Origin of the sequence: Alteromonas sp. KUL150 (assembly GCF_009811475.1) — a bacterium.
GTDB lineage: Bacteria > Pseudomonadota > Gammaproteobacteria > Enterobacterales > Alteromonadaceae > Alteromonas > Alteromonas gracilis.
In genome coordinates, this window is sequence record NZ_BLIJ01000029.1 from 87,221 (window position 1) to 111,169 (window position 23,949).

22 protein-coding genes and 1 riboswitch are annotated in these 23,949 nt (G+C 46.6%); of the genes, 12 read left to right on the forward strand and 10 right to left on the reverse strand.

Translation table 11 applies throughout. The features are described 5' to 3' along the window. Positions 1-8 precede the first annotated feature (8 nt). The 9 genes from GVO62_RS06550 to gmk form a co-directional block, all read right to left on the reverse strand. Positions 9-818, reverse strand: a complete 810-nt coding sequence (locus tag GVO62_RS06550) for a hypothetical protein (protein WP_159118263.1) — start codon at positions 816-818, stop codon at positions 9-11. A 345-nt stretch (positions 819-1,163) separates the two neighbouring features. Next, positions 1,164-1,637, reverse strand: coding sequence for a peroxiredoxin (locus GVO62_RS06555; RefSeq protein ID WP_159118264.1), 474 nt, complete (start codon positions 1,635-1,637; stop codon positions 1,164-1,166). A 1-nt stretch (position 1,638) separates the two neighbouring features. Continuing rightward, positions 1,639-2,424 carry a class I SAM-dependent methyltransferase gene (locus GVO62_RS06560; RefSeq protein WP_159118265.1) on the reverse strand — a complete coding sequence of 262 codons (786 nt, stop codon included), beginning with the start codon at positions 2,422-2,424 and terminating at the stop codon, positions 1,639-1,641. Continuing rightward, positions 2,417-4,489 carry an ATP-dependent DNA helicase RecG gene (gene recG / locus GVO62_RS06565; protein ID WP_159118266.1) on the reverse strand — a complete coding sequence of 691 codons (2,073 nt, stop codon included), beginning with the start codon at positions 4,487-4,489 and terminating at the stop codon, positions 2,417-2,419. The genes GVO62_RS06560 and recG overlap by 8 nt, the downstream gene beginning before the upstream one ends. Before the next feature lie 185 nt (positions 4,490-4,674). Beyond that, positions 4,675-5,382, reverse strand: a complete 708-nt coding sequence (trmH, locus tag GVO62_RS06570) for a tRNA (guanosine(18)-2'-O)-methyltransferase TrmH (RefSeq protein ID WP_159118267.1) — start codon at positions 5,380-5,382, stop codon at positions 4,675-4,677. A 3-nt stretch (positions 5,383-5,385) separates the two neighbouring features. Continuing rightward, positions 5,386-5,772: a RidA family protein gene (locus tag GVO62_RS06575; protein WP_014975316.1), complete on the reverse strand. Its 387-nt coding sequence runs from the start codon at positions 5,770-5,772 to the stop codon at positions 5,386-5,388. Between the two features lie 24 nt (positions 5,773-5,796). Beyond that, a complete protein-coding gene (gene spoT / locus GVO62_RS06580; protein WP_105929872.1) occupies positions 5,797-7,908 on the reverse strand; it encodes a bifunctional GTP diphosphokinase/guanosine-3',5'-bis pyrophosphate 3'-pyrophosphohydrolase in 2,112 nt (703 codons plus the stop codon). Between the two features lie 151 nt (positions 7,909-8,059). After that, positions 8,060-8,332 carry a DNA-directed RNA polymerase subunit omega gene (rpoZ, locus tag GVO62_RS06585; RefSeq protein WP_105929871.1) on the reverse strand — a complete coding sequence of 91 codons (273 nt, stop codon included), beginning with the start codon at positions 8,330-8,332 and terminating at the stop codon, positions 8,060-8,062. Between the two features lie 170 nt (positions 8,333-8,502). After that, entirely contained in the window at positions 8,503-9,144 is a 642-nt protein-coding gene (gmk, locus tag GVO62_RS06590) for a guanylate kinase (protein ID WP_105929870.1), read from the reverse strand. Positions 9,145-9,427: 283 nt separating this feature from the next. On the opposite strand from gmk, the gene GVO62_RS06595 reads away from it, so the two are divergent. Next, on the forward strand, positions 9,428-10,099 hold the full coding sequence (locus tag GVO62_RS06595; RefSeq protein WP_159118268.1) for an alpha/beta hydrolase: 672 nt from the start codon (positions 9,428-9,430) through the stop codon (positions 10,097-10,099). A gap of 2 nt (positions 10,100-10,101) precedes the next feature. Here GVO62_RS06595 and GVO62_RS06600 read toward each other — a convergent pair whose 3' ends face one another. Beyond that, a complete protein-coding gene (locus GVO62_RS06600; RefSeq protein ID WP_159118269.1) occupies positions 10,102-11,163 on the reverse strand; it encodes a GGDEF domain-containing protein in 1,062 nt (353 codons plus the stop codon). A gap of 195 nt (positions 11,164-11,358) precedes the next feature. Here GVO62_RS06600 and hemC point away from each other — a divergent pair, with 195 nt between their 5' ends. The 11 genes from hemC (at position 11,359) to GVO62_RS06655 (ending at position 23,849) form a co-directional block, all read left to right on the forward strand. Beyond that, entirely contained in the window at positions 11,359-12,297 is a 939-nt protein-coding gene (gene hemC, locus GVO62_RS06605; RefSeq protein WP_159118270.1) for a hydroxymethylbilane synthase, read from the forward strand. Positions 12,298-12,398: 101 nt separating this feature from the next. Continuing rightward, entirely contained in the window at positions 12,399-13,130 is a 732-nt protein-coding gene (locus tag GVO62_RS06610; RefSeq protein WP_159118271.1) for a uroporphyrinogen-III synthase, read from the forward strand. Next, positions 13,131-14,303: a uroporphyrinogen-III C-methyltransferase gene (locus tag GVO62_RS06615; protein ID WP_159118272.1), complete on the forward strand. Its 1,173-nt coding sequence runs from the start codon at positions 13,131-13,133 to the stop codon at positions 14,301-14,303. Further along, on the forward strand, positions 14,300-15,475 hold the full coding sequence (locus tag GVO62_RS06620; RefSeq protein ID WP_159118273.1) for a heme biosynthesis HemY N-terminal domain-containing protein: 1,176 nt from the start codon (positions 14,300-14,302) through the stop codon (positions 15,473-15,475). The genes GVO62_RS06615 and GVO62_RS06620 overlap by 4 nt, the downstream gene beginning before the upstream one ends. A 150-nt stretch (positions 15,476-15,625) precedes the next feature. After that, a riboswitch (TPP riboswitch) is annotated at positions 15,626-15,737 on the forward strand. A 252-nt stretch (positions 15,738-15,989) separates the two neighbouring features. Next, positions 15,990-17,906, forward strand: coding sequence for a phosphomethylpyrimidine synthase ThiC (gene thiC, locus GVO62_RS06625; protein ID WP_159118274.1), 1,917 nt, complete (start codon positions 15,990-15,992; stop codon positions 17,904-17,906). Then, positions 17,903-19,462, forward strand: coding sequence for a thiamine phosphate synthase (thiE, locus tag GVO62_RS06630; protein ID WP_159118275.1), 1,560 nt, complete (start codon positions 17,903-17,905; stop codon positions 19,460-19,462). The genes thiC and thiE overlap by 4 nt, the downstream gene beginning before the upstream one ends. Beyond that, positions 19,455-20,294 (forward strand): HesA/MoeB/ThiF family protein, encoded by an 840-nt coding sequence (locus tag GVO62_RS06635; RefSeq protein ID WP_236547090.1) that lies wholly within the window; start codon positions 19,455-19,457, stop codon positions 20,292-20,294. Before thiE ends, GVO62_RS06635 begins: the two co-directional genes overlap by 8 nt. Then, a complete protein-coding gene (gene thiS / locus GVO62_RS06640) occupies positions 20,281-20,490 on the forward strand; it encodes a sulfur carrier protein ThiS (RefSeq protein ID WP_159118276.1) in 210 nt (69 codons plus the stop codon). The genes GVO62_RS06635 and thiS overlap by 14 nt, the downstream gene beginning before the upstream one ends. 1 nt (position 20,491) lies before the next feature. Further along, positions 20,492-21,262 carry a thiazole synthase gene (locus GVO62_RS06645; RefSeq protein WP_159118277.1) on the forward strand — a complete coding sequence of 257 codons (771 nt, stop codon included), beginning with the start codon at positions 20,492-20,494 and terminating at the stop codon, positions 21,260-21,262. After that, on the forward strand, positions 21,259-22,392 hold the full coding sequence (thiH, locus tag GVO62_RS06650) for a 2-iminoacetate synthase ThiH (protein WP_159118278.1): 1,134 nt from the start codon (positions 21,259-21,261) through the stop codon (positions 22,390-22,392). The genes GVO62_RS06645 and thiH overlap by 4 nt, the downstream gene beginning before the upstream one ends. Before the next feature lie 230 nt (positions 22,393-22,622). Next, the gene (locus GVO62_RS06655) at positions 22,623-23,849 is read left to right on the forward strand and encodes a threonine/serine ThrE exporter family protein (RefSeq protein ID WP_159118279.1); all 1,227 of its coding nucleotides are present in this window, start codon (positions 22,623-22,625) and stop codon (positions 23,847-23,849) included. Positions 23,850-23,949 lie beyond the last annotated feature (100 nt).

Genomic DNA, 23,949 nt, shown 5'->3' on the forward strand with positions numbered 1-23,949 from the left:
CACCTTCCTTAAAATACGTCTTTGCGACTTTGCTCTACTTCGACTAACAGCGCTCGGGCGCGATCAAGCTTGACCTGCATAGACTCGACTACTTTACGCACAGCATCTACGCCTTTGTCTTTCGAGATAGCCTGAGGAAGCGTAACGTTAAAGTCTTTTTCAAGGTCTTCAACCAATGCTGCGTCTTTTGCAATCAAGTCACCTTCCACGCCTTCAAAGCGCTGAAGATAAGTATCGTGAACAAGTGTTGTTGCGACCTCGTGCAGTTGTTCTGCATACTTCGCAACCACGCGATCAAGACGTGTTTTAATATCATCGATTACTTCAGGGCCAGTGGTCGGTTCTTTTTCAGTGGTTTGAACCTTGTTCACTAACCCTTTCTTTTGATACTGGGCTGCAAGTTTAACTGCGCCTAGCGCCTGCCACAAGGCATGATTTAGCTTCTCTTGCTCTACGCGCACGTCAGAAACTGGCTTACCTTCATCAATAGCTACCTTTACACCATAAATACCTTGCCAAATTGAAGCATAGATAGGCACGTATTGGGTTTCGATAGCTGAGTGGAAGTCCACCTCTTCCCAATATTCGATGAGCGCGTCTGACTTAACAGACTTGTCTTTTGCTTCATACGCATCAACAACACCGCCAAACTTCTCTTCTAGCCAATGCACCTCTTCCGTATATTCACCAATGTGTGCGTGAAGATTGTTCACGTGATCGCCAATCGCACCGTTCGCAAATGCTTGAGACGATAGCATTGAGAATGTCACCGCTGATGCCAGAACCAAAGCACCCATTTTTTTCAGTGTTGTTGTCATAATTATTCCTAAAACGTTTGTCTTTTCGCGCAAATGATACTTATTATCATTAAGCAAGTAAAGGTAAGTGAACGAGTCCACACGCTATGTAGCTTGGCGTCCTCGCCTAAATGACATGCGCCTGAAACCCTCTTAACCATAATCTAAAGCAGATTAATGTTAGCTGAACATGTTGATATTTAACGCTATTCGTTAAGTGGGAGATCATACTCTGATGACATTTTAATGAATTTCAATGCTAAGTATACGGATATGTAAATTAATGAATATTCACGAACGCTTAAACGAAAAAAACCCGCAACCTAGGTTGCGGGCTTATCTTGACGTTTATGCTTTAAAGCGTGCTTACAGGCTATCTAGCATGGTTTGTGCGTCGCTTACGTCAAACCTACCTGGGTCTTCCACATTCAGCTTTTTCACTTCGCCATCTTCTACTAGCATTGAATAACGTAGCGAACGTAAGCCACCGAAATTTCCAGTGCCCATATCCAAACCAATTTGTTTAGTGAAGAAACCGTTACCATCAGCGAGCATTACAATTTCGTCCGCATTGTTCGCTTTACCCCATGCATCCATCACAAATGCATCGTTCACGCTTAAGCAGATAATAGTATCAATGCCTTTCGCTTTGATTTTATCAGCAAGCGCTACATAGCCCGGCAAGTGTGCTTGTGAACAGGTTGGCGTAAATGCTCCTGGCACTGCAAACAGTACAACGCGTTTTTCCGAAAACAACTCATTCGTTCCTGGGTTGGTTATTTCGCCATTTTCTAAAAGGCTAAAATCTACTTCAGGCAAAGTGCCCCCAACTTGTATCATGCTACTCTCCTAGATTTTTTTGACACAAATACACATCAAATCTGTGTTTTTTGCTTTCAATAGCCATTGATGCTTTCATTCCTGCCAGCACGTCTGCACTGTTTGGGCGTTTAACCACTACCCGGTGCGTGGCTAGCTCTAGTGCTGGCGGTAACAGCGCATCTGCGTCTGGATCATGACCAAGCAGTTGCTGAAACAGCCGCATTTCCTTTTTCACCAAGGCTGACTTCTTTTTGTGTGGGAACATGGGGTCTAAATAAATAGCGTTCACACTCTCACCACTGAAGTATTGCATTACCTCAGCACTATTTCCATGCCGTAAGGTCATTTGTGAAGCAAGTTCTGGAAAACTAAGCGCTAACCTGCGGATGCCGTCTTCAAGCAGCGCCGCTACAATAGGTGAACGTTCTATCATTGTCACTTTGCAGCCCACACTCACAAGTACAAAAGCGTCCCGTCCTAACCCAGGCGTAGCATCTACAACATGCCACTTTTCATTCCCTTTAAGGCCAATGGCTTTAACAATAGGCTCTTTACGGCCACCGCCATGCTGCTTTCGGTATAAACTGGCTGGTGACGCAAAGTCTACTTCTACTGGCAATACCTTTTTATCACTCGCGTCAGCAAGACCAAGCACACCATTTCTGACCTGAAGGTAGAACCCTTCATTATCTTTTTCACTATGAGTGATAACAGGGAAATTCCACTTTTCAGTTACCGCATTCACTAGCGCAGTATCATCACTACTGCTATTTTCAGCAAGAACTAAAGGCACACTATTAAGCATGGCCGTACTGCTCCTTGTGCCCTATCCATCTATTTATAATGGCTTGAGCGTGAGAGGGGTATTTGTCCCATAGCGTATACGCAATTTCTTGAACTTTTGGAATAAGTGCAGCGTCGCGCACTAAATCCGCTATTTTTAGCTCTGCCATTCCGGTTTGTTTGGTGCCCATAAATTCACCTGGGCCTCTAATTTCTAAATCTCGCTGTGCAATATAAAACCCATCATTCGACTCACGCAACACGCCCAGACGCTGAGTCGCCGTTTTAGATAATGGGCTTTGATACATAAGTACGCACTGACTTTCTACCGCACCTCGCCCCACCCTGCCTCTTAGCTGATGAAGCTGCGCCAACCCTAAACGCTCTGGGTTTTCAATGATCATGATACTGGCGTTTGGCACATCCACGCCCACTTCAATAACCGTAGTGGCTACCAGTAAGTCGAGTTTGCCATCTTTAAAGTCAGCCATAACTTGGGCCTTTTCCGCAGGTTTTAGTCGCCCGTGTACTAATCCTACCTGCAAGTCAGGTAGCGCGGTGCGCAATGTAACTGCGGCATCTTCTGCGGCCTGACACTCTAACACTTCAGATTCATCAATAAGCGTACATACCCAATAGGCTTGTCGGCCATTATCTTTACATGCCTGTCGCACCCGCTCTATAACGTCAGCTCGGCGTGTATCGGGTAACACGACTGTTTGTACTGGCGTTCTCCCGGGGGGGAGTTCATCAATAATCGACGTGTCTAAATCAGCATAGGCCGTCATCGCTAACGTTCTTGGGATAGGCGTGGCGGTCATGATCAACTGATGAGGATAGCGGCCCTGCTGTTCGCCCTTATCGCGAAGGGCCAAACGCTGATGTACCCCAAAGCGGTGCTGTTCATCCACAATAACCAACGCAAGCTGTTGATAGTTAACACTTTCTTGGAAGATTGCATGAGTGCCCACCAACATTTGAATATCGCCAGCTTCTAAGCGCGCCATTACTTCATTGCGCGCTTTTCCTTTAAGCTTTCCAGCAAGCCAACCTACCTCTATTCCCAAAGGCTCTAGCCATCCGCGAAAGTTATTCGCGTGCTGCTCTGCCAACAGCTCTGTAGGTGCCATTAACGCTACCTGATATCCTGCCCCAATGGCTGATAGTGCTGCCAGTGCGGCAACCAAGGTTTTACCTGAGCCAACGTCTCCTTGAACCAAGCGCATCATGGGTCGCGCATGCTGCATATCTTTTTGAATGTCTTGTACTACGCGAGCCTGAGCCCCTGTGGGTGAAAATGGCAGCTGCGCTAGCATTTTATCTATCAGTGGCTGATTCACTTGAATGGGAATACCGGGCTGAGCGTCAGACAGCTTACGCACTTTAAGCACGCTCAAGTGATGCGACAGTAGCTCTTCTAATATCAACCGATACTGAGCAGGGTGAAGCCCCTCTTCCATCTCATGTACGTCTACATCAGGTGGCGGACGATGCACTAAATGCAGAGCTTCGTTGAGGCTTATCTGCTCGTCATAAATGCCTTCAGGTAATAAATCTGCAAGTGCGCCTTTATCTAACAGCGCTAACGCTTGGTCGGTTAAATTGCGAAGGGTTAACTGCTTAACCCCGTCGGTAGTGGGGTAAACCGGCGTAAGCGACTCTTCGGTAGGTGGAGCATCCTCATCAACCAATTTAAATTCTGGGTGCATCATTTCAATGCCCCATTTCCCGGTGCGCACTTCACCAAAGCAGCGCACTGTGTTACCTGGTGTCATCATCGACCGCTGTACAGCACCGAAGTGAAAAAAACGCAGCGTAATAGTGCCCGTGCCGTCGCTTAGCTTAACCACTAACATGCGCTTTTTACCATACTGGATATCGGCGCTCATTACCTCGCCCTGCACGCTAACGTGAGTAAAGGGGCGACATTCGGCCACACTGTATATACGAGTTCTATCTTCGTAGCGATGTGGCAGATGAAACAAGATATCTTGAAGGGTAAACAAGCCAATTTTGTTGAGCTTTTCTGCCACCTTTGCGCCTACGCCTTTAAGCGCAGTTATGGGTGTAGTGGCCAGTGCTTGCATCAAGCGACATCCTTCTTTTAAACATTGCTTGCTTAAACGCTTTAAAGCTCAAGCAAATGTTATTCAACGTGTTATTGGATAGGAAGTGTAAAGGATTGTTGAGGGGTTGGCGAGTACGCTTTAGGCCAGTTTGTTAGGCTGGCCCCTATACAAGTGAGAGCAAAAGTAAAAGCAAAACCAGTGACTTAGTCAACTTCTAGTGCGTTTGCTTCTGCCTGGGTGATTTGCATCTCTTTCCACCAGTTTTCATCGGCATCAACTTCGCCCAATGAATTGATAGGAGGCAAAGGCAAACCCTTTCTCTGACATAGTTTGTATAAACGGGGATAGCCGTTTTGAAAAGCCAATGCCTGACATTCTTCTTCCGGCAACTGCTGGGTGCTATACATACCGGCAATAGTGCGCTGGCGCTGAGCCTCGTAAAGTACGAGAGCGGCTGCCACCGATACGTTCAACGACTGCACCATGCCCATCATAGGTATAACAATGTCATGGTCGGCCATAGCCTTTGCTTCATCCGTTGCGCCATACTTCTCTTGACCAAACAAGATTGCTGTAGGCTTGGTATAGTCGATATCACGAAAATCTACCGCAGTCTCAGATAAATGAGTGACCAACACCTGCATGCCTTGGCCTTTTAGTTCAGCCATCGCATCGTTGATATTGTCGTGGTTGGTTTGGCGCACCCACTGCTGGCTCCCCATAGCCGTACCGCGACGAAACTGGTATTTCTTTTCCCAAACGGTATGAACGCGATGAATGCCTACCGCATCACACGTTCTTACTACCGCCGAAACGTTATGCGGCTTGTGCACATTTTCAAGGCAAACCGTAAGATCGGTTTGCCTTCTTTCCAGCACCTGTCTCATGCGCTGGTAACGCTCAGGTGACATGGCTTACTCCGGTAATTCCATTACACCGTCAATTTCAATTTGCGCACCTTTAGGCAGCGCTGAAACTTGAACGGCAGCACGCGCTGGGTAAGGTTTCGTGAAGTAACGGCTCATGATCTCATTAACCGTTGCAAAATGACCAAGGTCGATAAGGAAGATGTTCACTTTCACCAAATCGTTCGTTGTGCCGCCCGCCGCGTCACACACCGCTTTGATATTTTCAAAAACTTGAACAGCTTGCGCTTCAAAATCATCGGATACCATTTCCATGGTTTCAGCAACCAGCGGGATTTGGCCTGAAAGGTAAACAGTAGTACCCGCTTTTACCGCTTGGCTGTAAGTACCAATAGCAGCAGGTGCCTTATCGGTCTGAATAATAGACTTAGACATAGTAGTTCCTAAATAGTGTAGTAATTAGTGTCGAGATTGACTATGACGAGACACTTTCTGAACTTCCGGCATGGTGCGTATTTTCTTCATCACGCGCGCCAAGTGAACACGATTGTGAGTGGTAAGTTCAAGGTCGATAAAGTAGATGTTACTCTCTTTTTCTTCAGTTTGCAGGCCAATGATATTGGAATCGCACCCTGAAATGGTGTTCGTTAATGTTGCCAGTGTCCCTTGATGGTTAAACAATTCAATGCGAAGCGACGCCTTAAATTCACCTTGTGGATTATCGTCCCACTGCATGGGCAGTACGCGCTGAGGCTCTTCACGTGTTAGTTTGCGAATATTATTACACCCAATTTGGTGAATAGTCATACCGCGACCTGGGCTTAAAACCGCTACAATTTCATCGTCTGGAATAGGATGGCAACAACGAGAATAATGAACAAGCAGGCCTTCGGTACCCCTAATAGCAACATTGCCTTTCTTATCTGATAAATCAGTTGTGCTCTCGCCAAGTAAACGACGAGCGACAATAGCGCTCAATTCGTTGCCAAGCCCTATATCAACAAGTAAATCATCAAAACTGTCGTGTTTAGTCTCTGCAACAACCCGTTCGATATCTTCGTTCGGAATATCATCTAGCTTAACGCTTCCTAACGCATGGCGAAGAAGGCGGTTCCCCATGTTGACCGCTTCTTGAGAATGCTGTTTACGCAGATACTGACGAATACGCGTACGCGCACGAGCACTTACTACAAAGTTAAGCCAGTTCGCATTCGGTTTTGCTTTAGGGGAAGTAATGATTTCAACGGTTTGACCGTTCTCTAGCGGCTTGCTCAAGCTAAAGTTTCTGCGTTCTACACGTACACCTACACAGGTATTACCAACATCAGAGTGAACTGCATAGGCAAAATCGACGGCAGTTGCACCAGTTGGTAATTCAATAATACGGCCGTCTGGTGTGAAAACATAAATTTCATCGGGGAAAAGGTCGGTTTTCACCGATTCGATGAATTCAAAAGACGAACTGGCCGATTGCTGAAGTTCAAGCAAACTTTGCATCCACTTGCGTGCGCGAAGCTGCGCAGTAGTGCCATTGTCGCCTGGCTCTTTATAAAGCCAATGTGCGGCTACCCCTTTGTCAGCCATTTGGTCCATTTCCTGTGTTCGAATTTGAATTTCAACAGGAATTCCGTGGGGTCCAATCAATGATGTATGTAGCGACTGATAACCGTTAGTTCGGGGGATCGCAATGTAATCTTTGAAACGATTTTCAATGGGTTTATAAAGCCCATGCATAGCACCGAGTGCGCGATAACAGTTATCTACCGAATCCACCACTATGCGAAATGCGTAAATATCCATTACCTCGTTGAACATCAGTTCTTTGTTTTTCATCTTGCGGTAAATGGAATACAGGTGCTTCTCACGCCCTAGCACGTTCGAGTCGATTTCGTAGGCGTCTAAGCGGGTATTAAGCTCTTCACGGATATTTTCGATGATTTCTTTGCGATTACCACGCGCTTGTCGAACTGCCGATTTTAGGGCGCGATGGCGCATCGGATACATGGCTTGGAAACCCAGGTCTTCTAGCTCGTTTTTAATATCGTGTATACCCAATCGATGGGCTATCGGCGCGTAAATCTCTAAGGTTTCAAGAGCGATACGTCTACGCTTATCTGGACGCAGCGAACCCAGAGTGCGCATATTGTGCGTGCGGTCAGCAAGTTTGATGAGAATAACCCTGATGTCTTGCACCATGGCCATCATCATTTTACGAAAGTTTTCGGCTTGCGCTTCTTGTTTGGTACTAAACGCTAGCTTATCTAGCTTACTTACGCCCTCAACCAGTTCTGCAACGGTATCACCAAAGGCTTCAGCCAAGTCTTCTTTGCTGTAATGGGTGTCTTCGATAACATCATGAAGCAGCGCCGCCATGATCGTTTCATGATCAAGGTGCATATCCGCCAGAATACCAGCAACAGCAACAGGGTGTGTAATATAAGGGTCGCCACTTGAGCGCATTTGTCCATCGTGCGCTTCTTGCGCAAGCACAAAAGAATCCTGAACCAGCTGCACGCGCTCGGCCGGCAAGTACTCTAAAACTTTCTGCTTTAAACCTTCAAACAAATACACAGCGAAGCGTTACCCTAATCACTTTTACAAAACGTTATAACACTAAGAATACGTTTTATTGTGCAATAAGCCAATACACCAAAAGCAAAGCGCCAGTGCTTTTTTCAAAGCACTGGCGCCAAATTACAGCTAAAACCGTTGAAAGTAAGTTTTACTGATCAGATAAAATGTTCGCAACAGAGGCAAACTCAGCGTGTTCTTGCTGTTCTTGAGCTTGAAGATCCGCTTGTTCTAGCGTAGCAGCAGTCACTAAACCTTCTTCAATTTCGCGAAGTGCTGTCACAGTTGGCTTATCGTTTTGAACGTCAACCATAGGATCTTTTCCTCCAGTGGCAATTTGACGTGCACGGCGTGCAGCAACAAGCACTAGGTCAAAGCGGTTACCAATTTTATCTACGGCATCTTCTACAGTTACGCGAGCCATGTATTTCTCCGGAAATTAGGTTGAGCAATTTATTCAAAAAACGGCCGCGTAGTATACACAAACACACTGCGCGATCCTAGTGTTTTGTTTGAAATTGAAGCAGTCAGATCTAGGCGGCGTATTGCTGATCTTAAGGCCTTCAAGCAAACGCCATACACGATATGGTAAACCTACGCGTTACCCAGTAGTTCGTCTAATAGCACTTGATGTCGCATTTGCTGTTTCATTGTGCGAAGGCGTCGTGCTGTAACGATAGACTCTAAGTCATTTAACGCGGTAGCAAAATCGTCGTTAATAATTACACTATCGAACTCGTTAAAATGCGACATTTCAGCCACCGCTTGTGCCATACGGCCCGCGATGACCTCTTCAGAATCTTGCCCGCGACTATTTAAACGCTGCTCTAGCACCTCTAATGATGGAGGTAAGATAAATATCCCGCAAGTATCTGGCATAAGTGCTTTAACTTGGCGTGCGCCCTGCCAATCGATATCTAGAAACACATCTATTCCGCGGTGCAACGTCTGCTCGATAGTCACGCGAGATGTGCCGTAGTAGTTACCGAAGACTTCCGCATACTCGAAGAATACGCCTTGCTCAATAAGCGCTTCAAACTGCTCACGACTGACAAAGTGATAGTGGACGCCATCAACTTCACCTGGACGAGGTTGACGCGTGGTATGAGACACAGACACCTGCATAGGCGCGCTTTCATTGCCTTCGTACTTTTCCATTAGTGCCTTTATAAGGCTTGATTTTCCTGCTCCAGACGGAGCTGCAAGAATGAATAAGTTGCCAAGTAGTGAAGCCATAGGATATTAAAATTTATCAAAATGTGGTGATTTCAGGTGGCAATGATAGCATATTAAGCCATTGCGCCGTAACTCTGATTATTCAGTTTATCCATCAATGGAAGATGTATACCTTCGTTTAAATCGAAGTACGGTAGTAGCAAAATAACTAAAAATAATAAGTTTTTACATGGTTGGGTCAGAATCATAACTCTGCCGCCACCATTCGTAGAAACATAGAGATTGCCTGTGAGAAAGGAAAACCATTGGTGATAAAGCAACAAACTTAACTAGGAAATAAAGAATGACTCAGCAACTTCTGCCGTGCGTTGAGATTAATCCATCTGCTGCGCCCGATGCCTGTGTTATCTGGCTTCATGGCCTTGGCGATTCAGGTCACGGTTTTGCTCCTATCGTGCCAGAACTTAAACTTCCCGAATCTTTGTCCGTTAAGTTTCTTTTTCCCCATGCCCCAGAACGCCCTATCACTATTAACAACGGTATGCGTATGCGAGCTTGGTACGATATTAAGTCATTAGACTTCGAAAGCCGCGCAGATTTAGAAGGTGTTAAAGCATCAGCAGAGCAAGTTGAACAGCTCATAAAAGCGCAGATTGAAAGCGGCATACCATCAGAACGCATCATACTTGCTGGGTTTTCACAAGGGGGAGTTATCGCGCTTCATTTGGCGCCTAGGTTTGCACACAAACTTGCCGGTGTACTTGCGCTCTCTACTTATATGTGTGAGCCGTCATTGTTAAGTAATGAAGCAAAAGATATCAATCGCGACACACCGATTATGATGGCTCACGGCGAACAAGATGAAGTAGTGCCTGTGTTCATGGGAAATGCAGCGTTTAAAACGCTAAGCGAATGCGGATTTAATGCCACGTGGCAAACCTATACCATGCAACACAATGTGTGCATGCAAGAACTTAACGATATTAGCGCGTGGCTTCAAACCCGTTTGAAATAGGGCTACTCGACAACACGGTTTCTACCTCCGTTTTTAGCTTTGTAGAGGTTGTCGTCTGCCTGCTTTAAGCATGCATGCAAGCTGGTGTCAGTGAGTGCGGTCGCTACACCAAAGCTTGCTGTAATAGGGTGATTGATGTCACCCTCTACAAAGGGGTTGGCCTCAATCGCTTTTCTCATTTTTTCAGCTAACTTTACGGCTTGACTAAGTGATGCATGGGGAAAGAGCACTAAAAACTCTTCGCCGCCTGTTCTTGCAACAACGTCGGTCGCTCTAACGGTTTCTTTCATCAAGCTGGCAAGGTGAATCAACACCTCGTCGCCTATATCGTGACCGTAGGTGTCATTAATCTTTTTAAAGTAATCGATATCAACCACTACAGCGCTCAACGGAAAGTATGCTGCTGGGTCTTGCATCGCCTTTTCAAAAAACACTGCTTCAAGAAAACGCCTGTTGGGTAATTTTGTTAGCGGATCGGTGTTCGCCTGACGCATTCTTTCAAAATTCTCACGTAGCATTTCTTTACGGCTTTGATGCCAAAAATTTTCGCCTATAAATGCCACGCAAATGAAACAGAATGTTGCAATCAGAAAGCGTGAAACATGCTCGTCGGGATAGACTGCCAGAATATGGTTTTGGTTATAAAGCATGAAAATGGCTATCCCCACCGTAATCGCTACGTAGGCCAAGGCAGGTTTAAATTGCACCACGACAATCTGAACGAAAAGCAAAGGGAAGATAAAATAGAGGCCCGTATTATTAAGCCCGCCCGTGTAAATTAAGCCGTTTATCGTAAACATCACCACAAGCCCGGCAATGTAGTAAAAGATATCTGCGCGCGGAAATATGTGAGAAAGCATGACATTCGCGTACACAAACGCAGCAGACCCCGCTAGCATGCCCACTAAAAGTGGGTTATCCGTACCCACGTTGAGCCACGCCATGAAGGCCATAATTGTGCCGCCTACATAGGAAATGAAGTATAAGGTTGCTCTTCTGCGTTTCCTTTCTGCTTGATCTTGCTGGGCGCCTTTAAGAAGCTGCCTCAGCGATGCATTATCCATAAAAGAATGCTCTCCATAATTGCTCAAATACTTCGTGACAGTTCCTAGCATAGACTGTTTACTTACTAATAACAAAGAAGAAAACTACTGCTATTTTCAAACATTAATTCAGAAAATGCGTATACTACGAGTATCTCGTATGACGTTCAGTGATACGTCGCTTTAGTTCATCTTTTTTACTAGTTTGGAATAATCATGAGTCACCTCAACACCACCCGCACCGTTCGAATTGCTACTAGAAAAAGTGCGCTAGCACTTTGGCAAGCAGAGTATGTGAAGGCTAAATTGTTGGAGCATTATCCCTCAATGACTGTTGAGCTTGTTCCCATGAGTACGCAGGGCGACAAAATATTAGATACGCCTTTGGCAAAAATTGGCGGTAAAGGCTTGTTTATAAAAGAGCTTGAAATTGCCATGCTTGAAGGTCGCGCTGATATTGCCGTGCATTCAATGAAAGATGTACCTGTAGCGTTTCCAGATGGATTTGGTTTGCATGCCATATGCGAGCGTGAAAACCCGTTCGATGCCTTCGTATCCAATCATCACGACAGTCTAGACGCCCTGCCCCAAGGTGCGGTGGTTGGCACATCAAGCCTTCGCAGACAGTGTCAAATTCGCAAACACCGTCCTGACCTTGTCATTAAAGACCTGCGCGGCAATGTAAATACTCGTTTAGCAAAACTGGATGCTGGTGAGTATGACGCCATCATATTGGCCTCAGCTGGTCTTATACGCCTTGAAATGGAATCTCGAATTCGCATGCCGTTACCGGCGGATATTTCATTACCCGCAGTGGGGCAAGGTGCAGTAGGGATCGAATGCCGCAACGATGACGAAGAGCTAATCGCTTTACTTCAAGCCTTAAACCACGTCGACACTAATACCCGAGTTACGGCAGAACGCGCCATGAACGAGCGACTAGAAGGCGGATGTCAAGTACCGATTGGTAGCTTTGCTACACTTGATGGTGACGTGCTAACGCTAACCGGCATGGTAGGTAAACCAGACGGCACTGAGCTTCTTTTTGCCTCAGCGACAGCGTCTAGAAAAAACGCCAAGGACATAGGTGTTGAAGTTGCTGAAGCCCTTCTAGAACAAGGTGCAGGAGAAATTCTTAAGGCGCTTTACAACTAAAGCGCTTTTTACTCACATTGGGAAGCTATGTTTAATTTGCCCATGCGCTGTTTTATTTCGCGCGGTATGGCGAAAACCAAAAAGGATGAAGCTTCGTTTACATGCTACTGTTTACTCGCCCCTTACCGAAATTAAAAGCCAGTGCGATAGCTTTTGAAAAAGCTGGCTTAGATGCCGTGGGCATAGCCACCTCAGATATTACGCCGGTTTCTTCAGAAAGTAGCGCTGCCGCTGAATTTCTGCGGAATAACCCCGTTAATGTGGTAGTAGTGACCAGCGTATACGCAGTTAAATCTGCAGTAACAGGCCTTAATAAAGCGTTTGATAACCCACCGCTCATTGTGGCAGTGGGCGATGCGACATTGCGTAAACTACAATCTGAGCTAGACGTATTTCCGCTAGATAAAATTGTTACGCCTGACGTTCATACATCGGAAGGTATATTGGCAATGCATCAACTCAATGAGGCAAACTGTCAACAGGTCGTTATTATTAAAGGCGAAGGTGGGCGAAGTGCAATTGCCGACGGATTAAACGAACGAGGAATTCTAGTAAATTGCTTTAACGTTTATAAGAGAGAGCTACTTAGCCGTCCAATTTACACAAAACGGTGGAAAATGAGCGACGTTAGCGGCATTATCGCTACAAGCGAAGCAATGGCACTACAGCTGATAGCACACTATGGTGACGCATTATTCGACTTTCCATGGTTAACAGTAAGTAGTCGTATTGCCAACACCCTGACTGTTAAAGGTATTAAAAAGGTTGGCGTTTGTCAGCGAGCCACCGATCAGGCGCTCATCGCCTGGGTAAAGGATAACTGGGAGTATTAAATGGCCAATAATAACGAAAATAGCCCACAAGTAGAGGAACGCGTAAACGTGGATGCTGAAAAAGAAGTAATTGAGTCTTCTGCCACACAGAGCGAATCGACAAAGTCTGGCGCTAAGCAAAAGAAATCATCAGGCAATGGCCTATTATGGTTCGTTGTAATCATCCTATTTTTAATTGTGTTGGGCATGGCTGGCGCTGGTTATTGGTATTATATGCAGCAGCAATCGGCAAGCGCTGACTCTGCCACTACCCAGCAAAGTAACGCGACTAAATTGAACGCCATTGAACGTGAGCGCGCAGACATTTTAGCGACGCTACAAGACGTAGCGCGAACAAACCAAACCTTACAAAGCACTGTGGACGAACTGAAAACGCAGAACGAACAACTCTCTCTGCAAGCTGAGTCTACACTGCAGCAACTTAACAATATGGAAGGTCGCCGCCCCGCAGACTGGTTAATAGCCGAAGCCGACTATTTAGTGCGTATGGCAGGCAGAAAGCTGTGGCTGGAAAACGACGTACGCACCGCCATTTTACTTCTTGTTAATGCAGATAAGCGCTTAAAGTCTTTAGCAGACCCTTCGGTACTGCCTGTTCGCGCAAGCCTAGCGGAAGACATTCAAACACTGCAGCAGCTTAACCCTGTCTCTCAGAGTTCGGTCGCCCTTGCGCTTACCGGCATGATGGCACAAATTGACAAGCTTCCCCTTGATACCTTTGAAAAACCAGAGGACGCGAGCGCCGAAGACACCACCTTGTCGGAATCTGCTGACGATTGGCAAGACAACCTTGCTAAAGTATGGCGCTCTTTGGTTAATGATTTCTTAACCGTTAAAACCATTGAGGGCCCTATTGAGCCAGTACTTTCTTTAGAAGCGCAATTTTTAGCGAAAGAGCAGCTTCGACTGCAGCTCATGCACGCACAAACTGCCGCGCTTCAAGGCGATGCAGGCTTATATAATCAATCACTGCAATATGCCCAAACGCTAATTATCGAAAAATACGATACAGAAAAAAGCCAAGTGACCGGCTTTGTAGAAGCGCTACAAAATCTTATTGCCACTGACATTTCCCGTCCTATTCCTACTGAGCTGGCCTCGCAAAAGCCTTTAGAGCGTTTGCTAGATAGCCGTGTTAAACAGGTATTTGGACAAGGAGCAAGCGCACTATGAAATGGTTAGCTATTGCCCTTGCGGTATTAGCCGCATTCGTTGTTGCACTCATTGTTGGACCAATGCTACTTGGCGATAAAGGTTACGTGCTTATTTCTCTTGGCAGTACTGCCATTGAAATGACGGTAATCAGCTTTTGTATTTTGGTGATTGGTGCCGTTATCGCTTGGTATGTACTATCGAAACTTATTGTGTGGGCGTTAAGCCTGATAACGGGCTCTCACAAGTGGTTTGGTACACTGGGTGAGCGCAAGCGCAAACGCGCTTTTTATGATGGCCTTCACGCTATGGCGTCTGGTGATTTCGACAGCGCTCAAAAGTCGTTAAGCAAAACTACAAACGGAGATTTTGAAGGCGTTAACTATTTAGCATCAGCTCAAATTGCTCTTGCTAATAATGACCTGTCTAAGGCCCGTTATTTCTTAGTACAGGCCTCTGATTTCCCCAACGCAAGAGTAGCCGCTACAGTCATGCACGCCCGTGTCGATATGGCCGAAGAGAAATACGACGCGGCCCTTGAAAAGCTTGATGAACTTGAAGAAAAAGAGCGCGAGAACAAGCAAGTTGTTCAGCTTAAAGCGCGTATTCTTGCCAAGCTGGGTAAGTGGCAAGTATTGCAAGACAATCTTTCTGCCTGGCGCAAGGCGCTACCTAAAGACGATTACACAGCGTGGAGCCAGCGTATTGCCAAAGGTAAATTTGCAGAAATTGCCAGTAAGCAAGGTGCTGTTGAGCTTAAATCATATTGGGATACGCTGCCGCGCAAACTGCGTCACGACGATGCATATCGCGCTGCGTATGTTCAGCAGTTACTTGACCAAGGCATGCATGCAGACGCGCAGCAACTGTTGGTTGAATGGCAAAAACGTGGCCCGAATAGCACCTTGTTCCCGCTGTTCACGCAGCTTAATATTCCTGATGCATCGCCGTCATTACGTTTGTTAGAAAGCTGGATTAAACAAGACGACCAAAATGTTGAACTGTACTCAACACTAGGCCAAGTTGCGTTTAACTCAGGCGACGATGTGTTGGCTGAAAAAGCCTTGCTTAAAGCGACAAAAATGAAATCGCGCAAAGAAGACTTGCTGTTGCTTTCTGCTATCAGTGAGCGCCAACAAGATACAGCTACAGCCCTTCAGCTTTATAAAGAGGGTCAGCAGTTAGCTGGTTAGATGACGTTTCATTTAACTTAGCTGGTAGTACTTGTATTATGTGTAAAATTGAAGATATAGTAAAAAGGAACAGTAAATTCGTGCTCCAAACTTGCGTTTAAAAACGCTCAGTTTTAGTGAGCAGACCTTGTTTTAAGCGCGAATAAAATAAATTACTTGTCGGAGTGCTTCACTGGTAATCCAGTAAGCTGAGACCGCGAAAGTGGGATCCGTAGAACCTGATCAGGCTAATACCTGCGAAGGGAACAAGAAAATGCAATGCACACAGTGCCTACAACACTGTTGCTCGTTTGTGTAATAAAGTGAGTGATGAAAAAGTTAGGATAGGTTAAGCGTAGAAAGCGAACGCAGACAGCGGCGCAAGCATCTAGGCTAAAGCAACGATAACGCTCATCACACAATTGTTATTACCCTCGAGTTGAAAGCTGGGTTTAAAACCTTAACCCTCGCACATTGTATTCTCCTTCACTCCTGACAAGCATTTTTAAACCTAAACTCAAAAGGCCAAAATGCTATGTCGAACAGACGCGAACAGCGCCAACAGGCGCAACAATTCATCAACGAGCTAGCAGGCGAAGCTTACCCCAATTCCACACGCCATTACGAAAATGGAAGCCGAGATGACATCCGCGTTGCCATGCGCCTTATTCATCAGCACGACAGCTTAGTCGGTGGCACCGAAGACAACCCTATTTTAACACCAAACCCGCCGATTCCCGTGTACGACACTTCCGGCCCCTACGGCGACCCCGACGAAAACATTGATGTTCACAAAGGCTTAGCGCCTTTGCGCAAAGCGTGGATTGAAGAGCGTGGCGATACCCATGCTCTTGATGGTGTTTCATCACATTTTGCTAAAGCGCGTGAAAACGACATTTTTACCGAAGATTTTCGCTTTATACGCAACCGCAAACCGTTAAAAGCGAAAGCGGGCAAAAACGTAACGCAACTGCACTACGCCAGAAAGGGCATTATTACCCCTGAAATGGAATACATTGCCATTCGCGAAAATATGGGTCGCCAAGCAATTAAAGATGCAGAACTTACGCAGCAACACAAAGGCGAACACTTTGGCGCAAATTTACCCGAGACTATAACCTCCGAATTTGTGCGTCAGGAAGTGGCTGCAGGGCGCGCCATTATTCCGTGCAATATTAATCATCCTGAGCTAGAGCCAATGATTATTGGCCGCAACTTCTTGGTGAAAATTAACGCCAACATTGGTAACTCAGCGGTGACCTCTTCCATTGAAGAAGAGGTAGAAAAGCTGGTGTGGTCGACCCGCTGGGGCGCCGACACAATAATGGATTTATCCACCGGCAGAAACATTCACGAAACCCGCGAGTGGCTTCTGCGAAATAGTCCGGTTCCACTTGGCACCGTGCCCATTTATCAGGCCCTTGAGAAAGTAAACGGCGTTGCCGAAGACCTCACATGGGAGATGTTTAAAGACACGCTTATCGAGCAGGCCGAGCAAGGGGTGGATTATTTCACCATTCATGCTGGTGTACTGCTTGAGTACGTGCACCTTACGGCAAAACGAGTTACCGGAATTGTATCTCGCGGCGGGTCAATTATGGCGAAATGGTGCTTAAGTCACCACCAGCAAAGCTTTTTATACGAGCACTTTCGCGATATCTGTGAAATTTGCGCCAAGTACGATGTGGCATTATCGTTAGGAGATGGCCTGCGCCCGGGCAGCGTTGCCGATGCTAACGACGACGCACAGTTCTCTGAGTTACGAACCCTTGGAGAACTGACAAAAATTGCGTGGGAATACGATGTTCAGGTAATGATTGAAGGCCCCGGGCATGTGCCAATGCACATGATTAAAGAGAACATGGAAGAGCAATTAAAGCACTGCCATGAAGCGCCTTTCTATACCCTTGGCCCCTTAACTACGGATATCGCACCGGGCTACGACCACTTCACATCCGGCATTGGTGCCGCCATGATTGGTTGGTTCGGCTGCGCTATGCTCTGCTATGTAACACCTAAAGAGCACTTAGGTCTTCCCAATAAAGAAGATGTAAAACAAGGCCTAATCACCTACAAAATCGCCGCTCATGCCGCTGATTTGGCCAAAGGTCACCCAGGTGCACAAATTCGCGACAACGCCATGTCGAAAGCGCGCTTTGAATTTAGATGGGAAGATCAATTCAACTTAGCCTTAGACCCGCATACGGCTCGTGCCTATCACGATGAAACCCTTCCTCAGGCTTCCGGCAAGGTTGCTCACTTTTGTTCAATGTGCGGTCCTAAGTTCTGCAGCATGAAAATTTCCCAAGAGGTACGGGATGTCGCTAAGCAGGCGGAACATCATGCGCATGAAGAAGAAAAGGAAAAAGGCATGAAAGACATGGCAAACGCGTTCAATGAATCTGGCGCTGAACTCTATCATACCGCCGACAGCAAGGTTGAATTGCCATGACAGACAACGCTTTGCAGCAAACGGCGGTTAAACAGCCAGTTGTATGGTGTATAGGCGGCATAGACTCTAGTGGCGGCGCGGGTATAACCCGCGACGCCATTACCCTTGCCGACTTAAAGGTTCACGCCTGCGTTATTACTACACAGGCCACGGCGCAGTCAAACACGGTGATGCTTAGTAAAGAAAGCATGACGGTCTCGGCGCTGAATCAGCAGTGGCAGGTGCTAAGTGAAAGTACTCAAGCTAGCGCCATAAAAATAGGGGCTATTGCTAACGATGAGCAGGCGTTATTACTGTGTGCCCGCATTCAATCTCTGGCTATGCCACGACCGTTTGTCGTATGGGACCCGGTATTGCGCACCTCATCAGGTGGAAAGTTAAGTGAGCTCTCTGAACCAGTGGTAGAAGCACTTTTAAACACCGTAGACTTGGTTACCCCTAATACCCAAGAGCTTTCCTGGTTAACTAATATGCCAGTAAAGACCGATGATAGCCTGCGCGCGGCGGCATACCAGCTTATTGAAAACGGCGCACACGCTGTTTATGTGAAAGGTGGGCACGCAAGTTGGCAAACACAAGCATGTGATACTTTTGTGAGCCCAACACAAACTATACAGCTCACTCAGCCAAGAAAAAACACTGGCAAGCTTCGCGGTACAGGGTGCATGTTAGCCAGTGCTATTGCTGCATTTGTTGTACATGATTACTGTATTGAGGATGCGCTCACCCTGGCAAACGCTTATGTTAGCCAGATCAGAAGCGACTCTTGCTCAAGCTCAGCACATACGCCTGCTTTTGGGCGTTGCGTTGGCTTTCTGCGTAATCCAGCGAGCTTCCCTTTAGTAAAATTTTCTCCTCGAGAACCACTGGCAACGCAAACCTTTTCATTAGACGCAGAAAAAACGCCTCTGCCTCAAAGCAATACAGTAATAAGCCCTTTCAAAACCCTTACCCAAACGCATCTAGGTTTATATCCTGTGGTCGATAGCGTTGAGTGGATAGAACGATTATTACCTACCGACACTAATATCATTCAGCTTCGTGTAAAACAGGGAACACAAGAAAACATTCGCCAGCAGATAAAAGAGGCAATAGCACTCACAAAGCACACACACTGCCAATTATTCATTAACGATTATTGGGAGCTGGCTATTGAGCTAGGTGCTTTCGGTGTGCATTTAGGGCAAGAAGATATCGATACCGCCGATTTGCACGCTATTCGAAAGGCTGGTACCAGGCTGGGTATCTCAACCCATGGCTTTGCAGAAATTCAGCGAGTGCGACAACTGAAGCCATCATATATCGCACTTGGGCACATATTTCCTACCAATACCAAAGAAATGCCTTCTAAACCGCAAGGCATAGAACGCTTATCCAAATACGTTGAACTCTGTGAAGGCATTCCTACCGTTGCTATAGGTGGTATTAACCTAGCGCGCATTGCCGATGTAGCTAAAACAGGAGTTAGCGGCATAGCGGTAGTCAGTGCGATTACCCAAGTCGATGATCCCCTACACGCGTTTTGTGCTTTGTCTAAGGAGGCGGGTTTTGCATAGCCATTCATTCACCCAGACCACTGCTTACTCGGCAGGCCAAACCGTTAGCCATATAGCAGGCCAAGTATTTGAGCACTCATTAAACACGCAAGACATAAGGCGCTACAGCAGACAACTCATGCTTGATAGCGTTGAAGATGAGGGACAAGCAAAGCTTGCCAGCTCCCATGCAGTGGTAATTGGCCTTGGCGGATTAGGTAGCTTAGTCGCCCGGTATTTAGCTGGGGCCGGTGTAGGAACCATTACATTAGTTGACGGCGACACCGTAGATATAAGTAATCTGCAGCGCCAAGTGACTTACAATGAAATGCACCTTGGCGAGCTTAAAGCCAAATCGCTATTTAATGAATTACGCAAAGTTGACTCCAAACTTAACATCATATTTAAAAGCATTTACGCTGATAGTAAGAACTTACCAACATTAATTTCTACTGCCGATTGCGTACTTGATTGTACCGATAACATCGAAACGCGTAAGCACATTAATGCCGTTACCCATCGTGCTTCTATTCCGCTTTTTATTGCGGCGGCAAGCGGACTACGCTGGCAGGCATTGAACTTACCTCAAAACAACAAACGCATCGGTTGTTACGCCTGTCTTGTTGAACACATAGACGTGCGCGAAGACTGCCTAAGCAAAGGCGTGCTAGGCCCAGTAGTAGGTATGGCCGCCTGCCATCAAGCTACACAGGCTTTGCTGTATTTAGCTAAAAGATTCAACGCCGACATAAAGTGGGGCCATTACCTAACCGGGAATGCCAGTCAAGGCTCGCTCCAAAGCTTCATACTTCCCCCTTCTTCAACCTGTGAGGTATGCCATGACCCAAATTAAGGTAAATGTGAACAATCATCCTTTAACCGTGATTGCACCCATCTCGTTAAGCGAACTCATTGCGCTTAAGCAAATTGACGTAGACGGCACTGCCATCGCTAAAAATGCGGCCATCGTGAGCAAACGAGAGTGGCCGACTACTTACCTCAACGACAACGACACCGTTGATATCTTTACCTTAGTGGCAGGAGGCTAATATGCTAACGCTAGCAAACCACACGTTTACATCACGTCTTTTAACCGGTACGGGGAAATTTAGTAACGCCACCATCATGAAAAATGCGGTGGCTGCCGCACAAAGCAATATCGTTACGCTAGCCATGAAACGCGTAGCGAGCAGCAGCGGGCAAGACCAAACGTTAAAAGCACTTCGAGAATTAGGAGTGACTTTATTACCTAATACATCTGGGGCTAAAAATGCACAAGAAGCTGTGTTTGCGGCTGAGCTTTCCTACGAAGCATTAGGTAGCCCTTGGATAAAGCTCGAAATTCATCCTGATCAGCGTTATCTATTGCCCGACCCTATCGAAACGCTTAAAGCCGCTGAGATTTTGGCAAAAAAAGGGTTTCACGTCTTACCCTATTGCGGCGCAGACCCTGTTTTATGCAAGCGATTAGAAGATGTAGGCTGCGCCGCGGTTATGCCCTTAGGCGCACCTATTGGGAGTAATCAGGGTTTACAAACCAAACCTTTCTTACAGATTATTGTTGAGCAGGCGTCAATTCCTGTAATTGTTGATGCTGGAATAGGAAAGCCCAGTGAAGCCATGGCTGCCATGGAAATGGGCGTAGATGCCGTACTGGTAAATACCGCCATCGCCACCGCCCAAAACCCTGTGGCCATGGCAGAAGCCTTTGCCAGTGCGGTGGAAACGGGCCGAAAAGCGTTTGAAGCAGGGCTTGGCGCAACGTTTAATCAAGCACAAGCTTCCAGCCCATTAACTGCATTTTTGGAGCCGGCGGTATGAAGGTAGCGCAAGCGCTAATTCAGCAGGATTTGTCGCATTTAGCTTTGTCGATAAACAGTAAAACCGACAGTGATGTAGAGCGAGCGTTAAACGCTAATACACTATCGCTAGACGACTTTATGGCATTGATTTCCCCCGCTGGCGTACCCTATCTTGAAGCCATGGCAAGTCGTGCGCAGGCGCTTACCCGCCATCGCTTTGGCAATACTATGCAGCTTTTTGTGCCTTTGTACCTGTCGAACCTATGTGCCAATGAATGTACCTACTGCGGCTTTACCATGAGCAATAAAATAAAGCGCAAAACCCTATCTATAAGTGAAGTGCTTACCGAAATTGAAGCCATTAATGATATGGGATTTTCCCAGGTGTTACTGGTGACTGGTGAACATGAAACTAAAGTGGGCATGGACTATTTCGAACGAACCCTGAGCGCTATTCGTGACAAGGTAAGCTACCTTATGATGGAAGTGCAGCCGCTAAAAAGGGAGCAATACGAAACCCTGAAATACCAGGGGTTAGATGCTGTTTTAGTGTATCAGGAAACCTATTCGCCACAGCATTACGCCAGCTTCCACACCCGGGGTAAAAAACAGGATTTTTTATGGCGCTTAGAAGCCAGCGATCGTATAGGGCAAGCCGGTATAGATAAGATAGGTATAGGTGCGCTACTTGGTTTAGGTGACTGGCGGGTTGATAGTGCTATGACCGCTCTTCACGGCAAGTTGATACAACAGCACTATTGGCAAAGCCGCGTGTCTATTGCCTTTCCTAGGCTTCGAAGTTGTGAGGGTAACGATACTGGCGGTAACGCACTTACCAATAGCAAGCTACCTAATGAACGTGACTTGCTTCAGCTGATTTGCGCCCACCGATTGTTTAATCAACAAGCTGAACTATCGCTTTCTACCCGCGAATCGGCCGCATTTCGAGACGGCGTAATGCCGCTGGGGATAACATCAATGAGTGCAGCTTCCCAAACGCAGCCAGGCGGCTATAGCGAGCCTTCACAGGCGTTAAATCAGTTTGATATAGACGACAACCGTTCGGTATCAGACGTGGTAAACGCGATTGCAGCGAGAGGATTAGAGCCCGTTTGGAAAGATTGGATGCCCTTTAAAGCCCGCGCCTAGCCGTTCAACTCTGTTTGAATACATGCATGCAAAGCGCAATAAAATGGCAGCTTTGCAATCGGTTAAACGATTAGTTTTTTTAAGGCAAAATAAATAAAAAATTTGTTTTGCTTTCCCGTAAAACCCTCCGTAGAATCCGCACAAATTTTAGCCAGACCCTTTTCTTATGCGTCTGGCTTTTTTGTCTTATTTATCTCATATTAAAGTTATCAAAACTTAAGGGCAGTGCGTTGGATACCGTTGAATTTATTCAAATTCGTAGATTTATAGTGAAGCTAGGAAAAATGCTGCACAAGTACGGTACCCCTGCGTTCCGTCTTGAAGCTTACCTTGGTGAAGTCGCCAAATATTTGGGCGTCCACGCTTCATTTATTTCAACGCCCACGTCACTAACTTTTGTTATCTGGAGCGACCGTCACGAAGACGAATACAATCATGCGGCCCGTTTGTTACCTGGCGATCTAGACATGAATGCATTATCCCTCACCGACGAACTAGCCAGCGAACTCCTATCGGGCAAATTAACACTAAGTGAAGCAGACAAGCGTTTAGACGAAATTGACGCCATGGGTAGCCCCTACGGGAAATGGGTAACCGGCATAGCCTTTGCCATGGCTACTGGTGCATTTGCCATGCTGATGGGAGCTAGTTGGAGTGAAATTGGCTGGTCGGGCGCGCTGGGTATTGTGGCCTATTTATGGACCTTATGGGCACAGCAGTCTAAACGCGTAAACTTAATGCTAGAGCCAGTTACCGCATTTGTAGGCGGTATTCTTGCCTGCGCTATCGGTCAGTACGTTGACCCAGGCATCAACATTCCGCTGGTTGTGCTTTCATCGGTCATTGTGTTTGTGCCAGGTCTTGCCCTAACCATGGGCCTTGCAGAGCTGTCATCCCGTAATATGGTGTCGGGTACCGCCCGCACCATGGACGCTATCATGCAGCTGTTTAAATTGTACTTTGGCGCGTTTCTGGGTGTATCTGTGGGCTTTAGCGCGTTCGGTGAAAACGTGTATACGCCAGCAGAATCATTGCCTTACTGGGCAACGTGGCTCGCGGTATTCTTACTGTGTATTGCCCTAGTTGCGATATTCAGAACGCGTATTAAACATATTCCTTGGGCGCTGGCAGCCGCGTTTATTGCCTACAGCGCTACCGCATGGAGCTCAGATTACATGAGCCCGGGGCTAGGTGCATTCGTGGGTGCATTCGCATTAGGTATTTTTGCTAATGCGTTCACTCGCATTGCCAACCAACCAGCTACCATTGTTGCCATGCACGGGCTTATCGTGTTGGTGCCGGGGTCTAAAACCTATATTGGTTTGAACTCGTTTATGACCGGCCAAGACTTCGTGAAGGCCGATCATTTAGGCCAGGAAGTGTTTCTTATTTTTATGTCGCTAGTAGCGGGGCTTATTTTTGCTAACGTGGTTGTACCCACTAAAAAGGCGCTATAACACTGTTACGACAGCGAGTAGATTTCGCGCTAAATTACGTAATGCACCACTGGCAGTTAGGATGCACAACGTCCATAGCGCAGCCTAACAAATGGTAAAG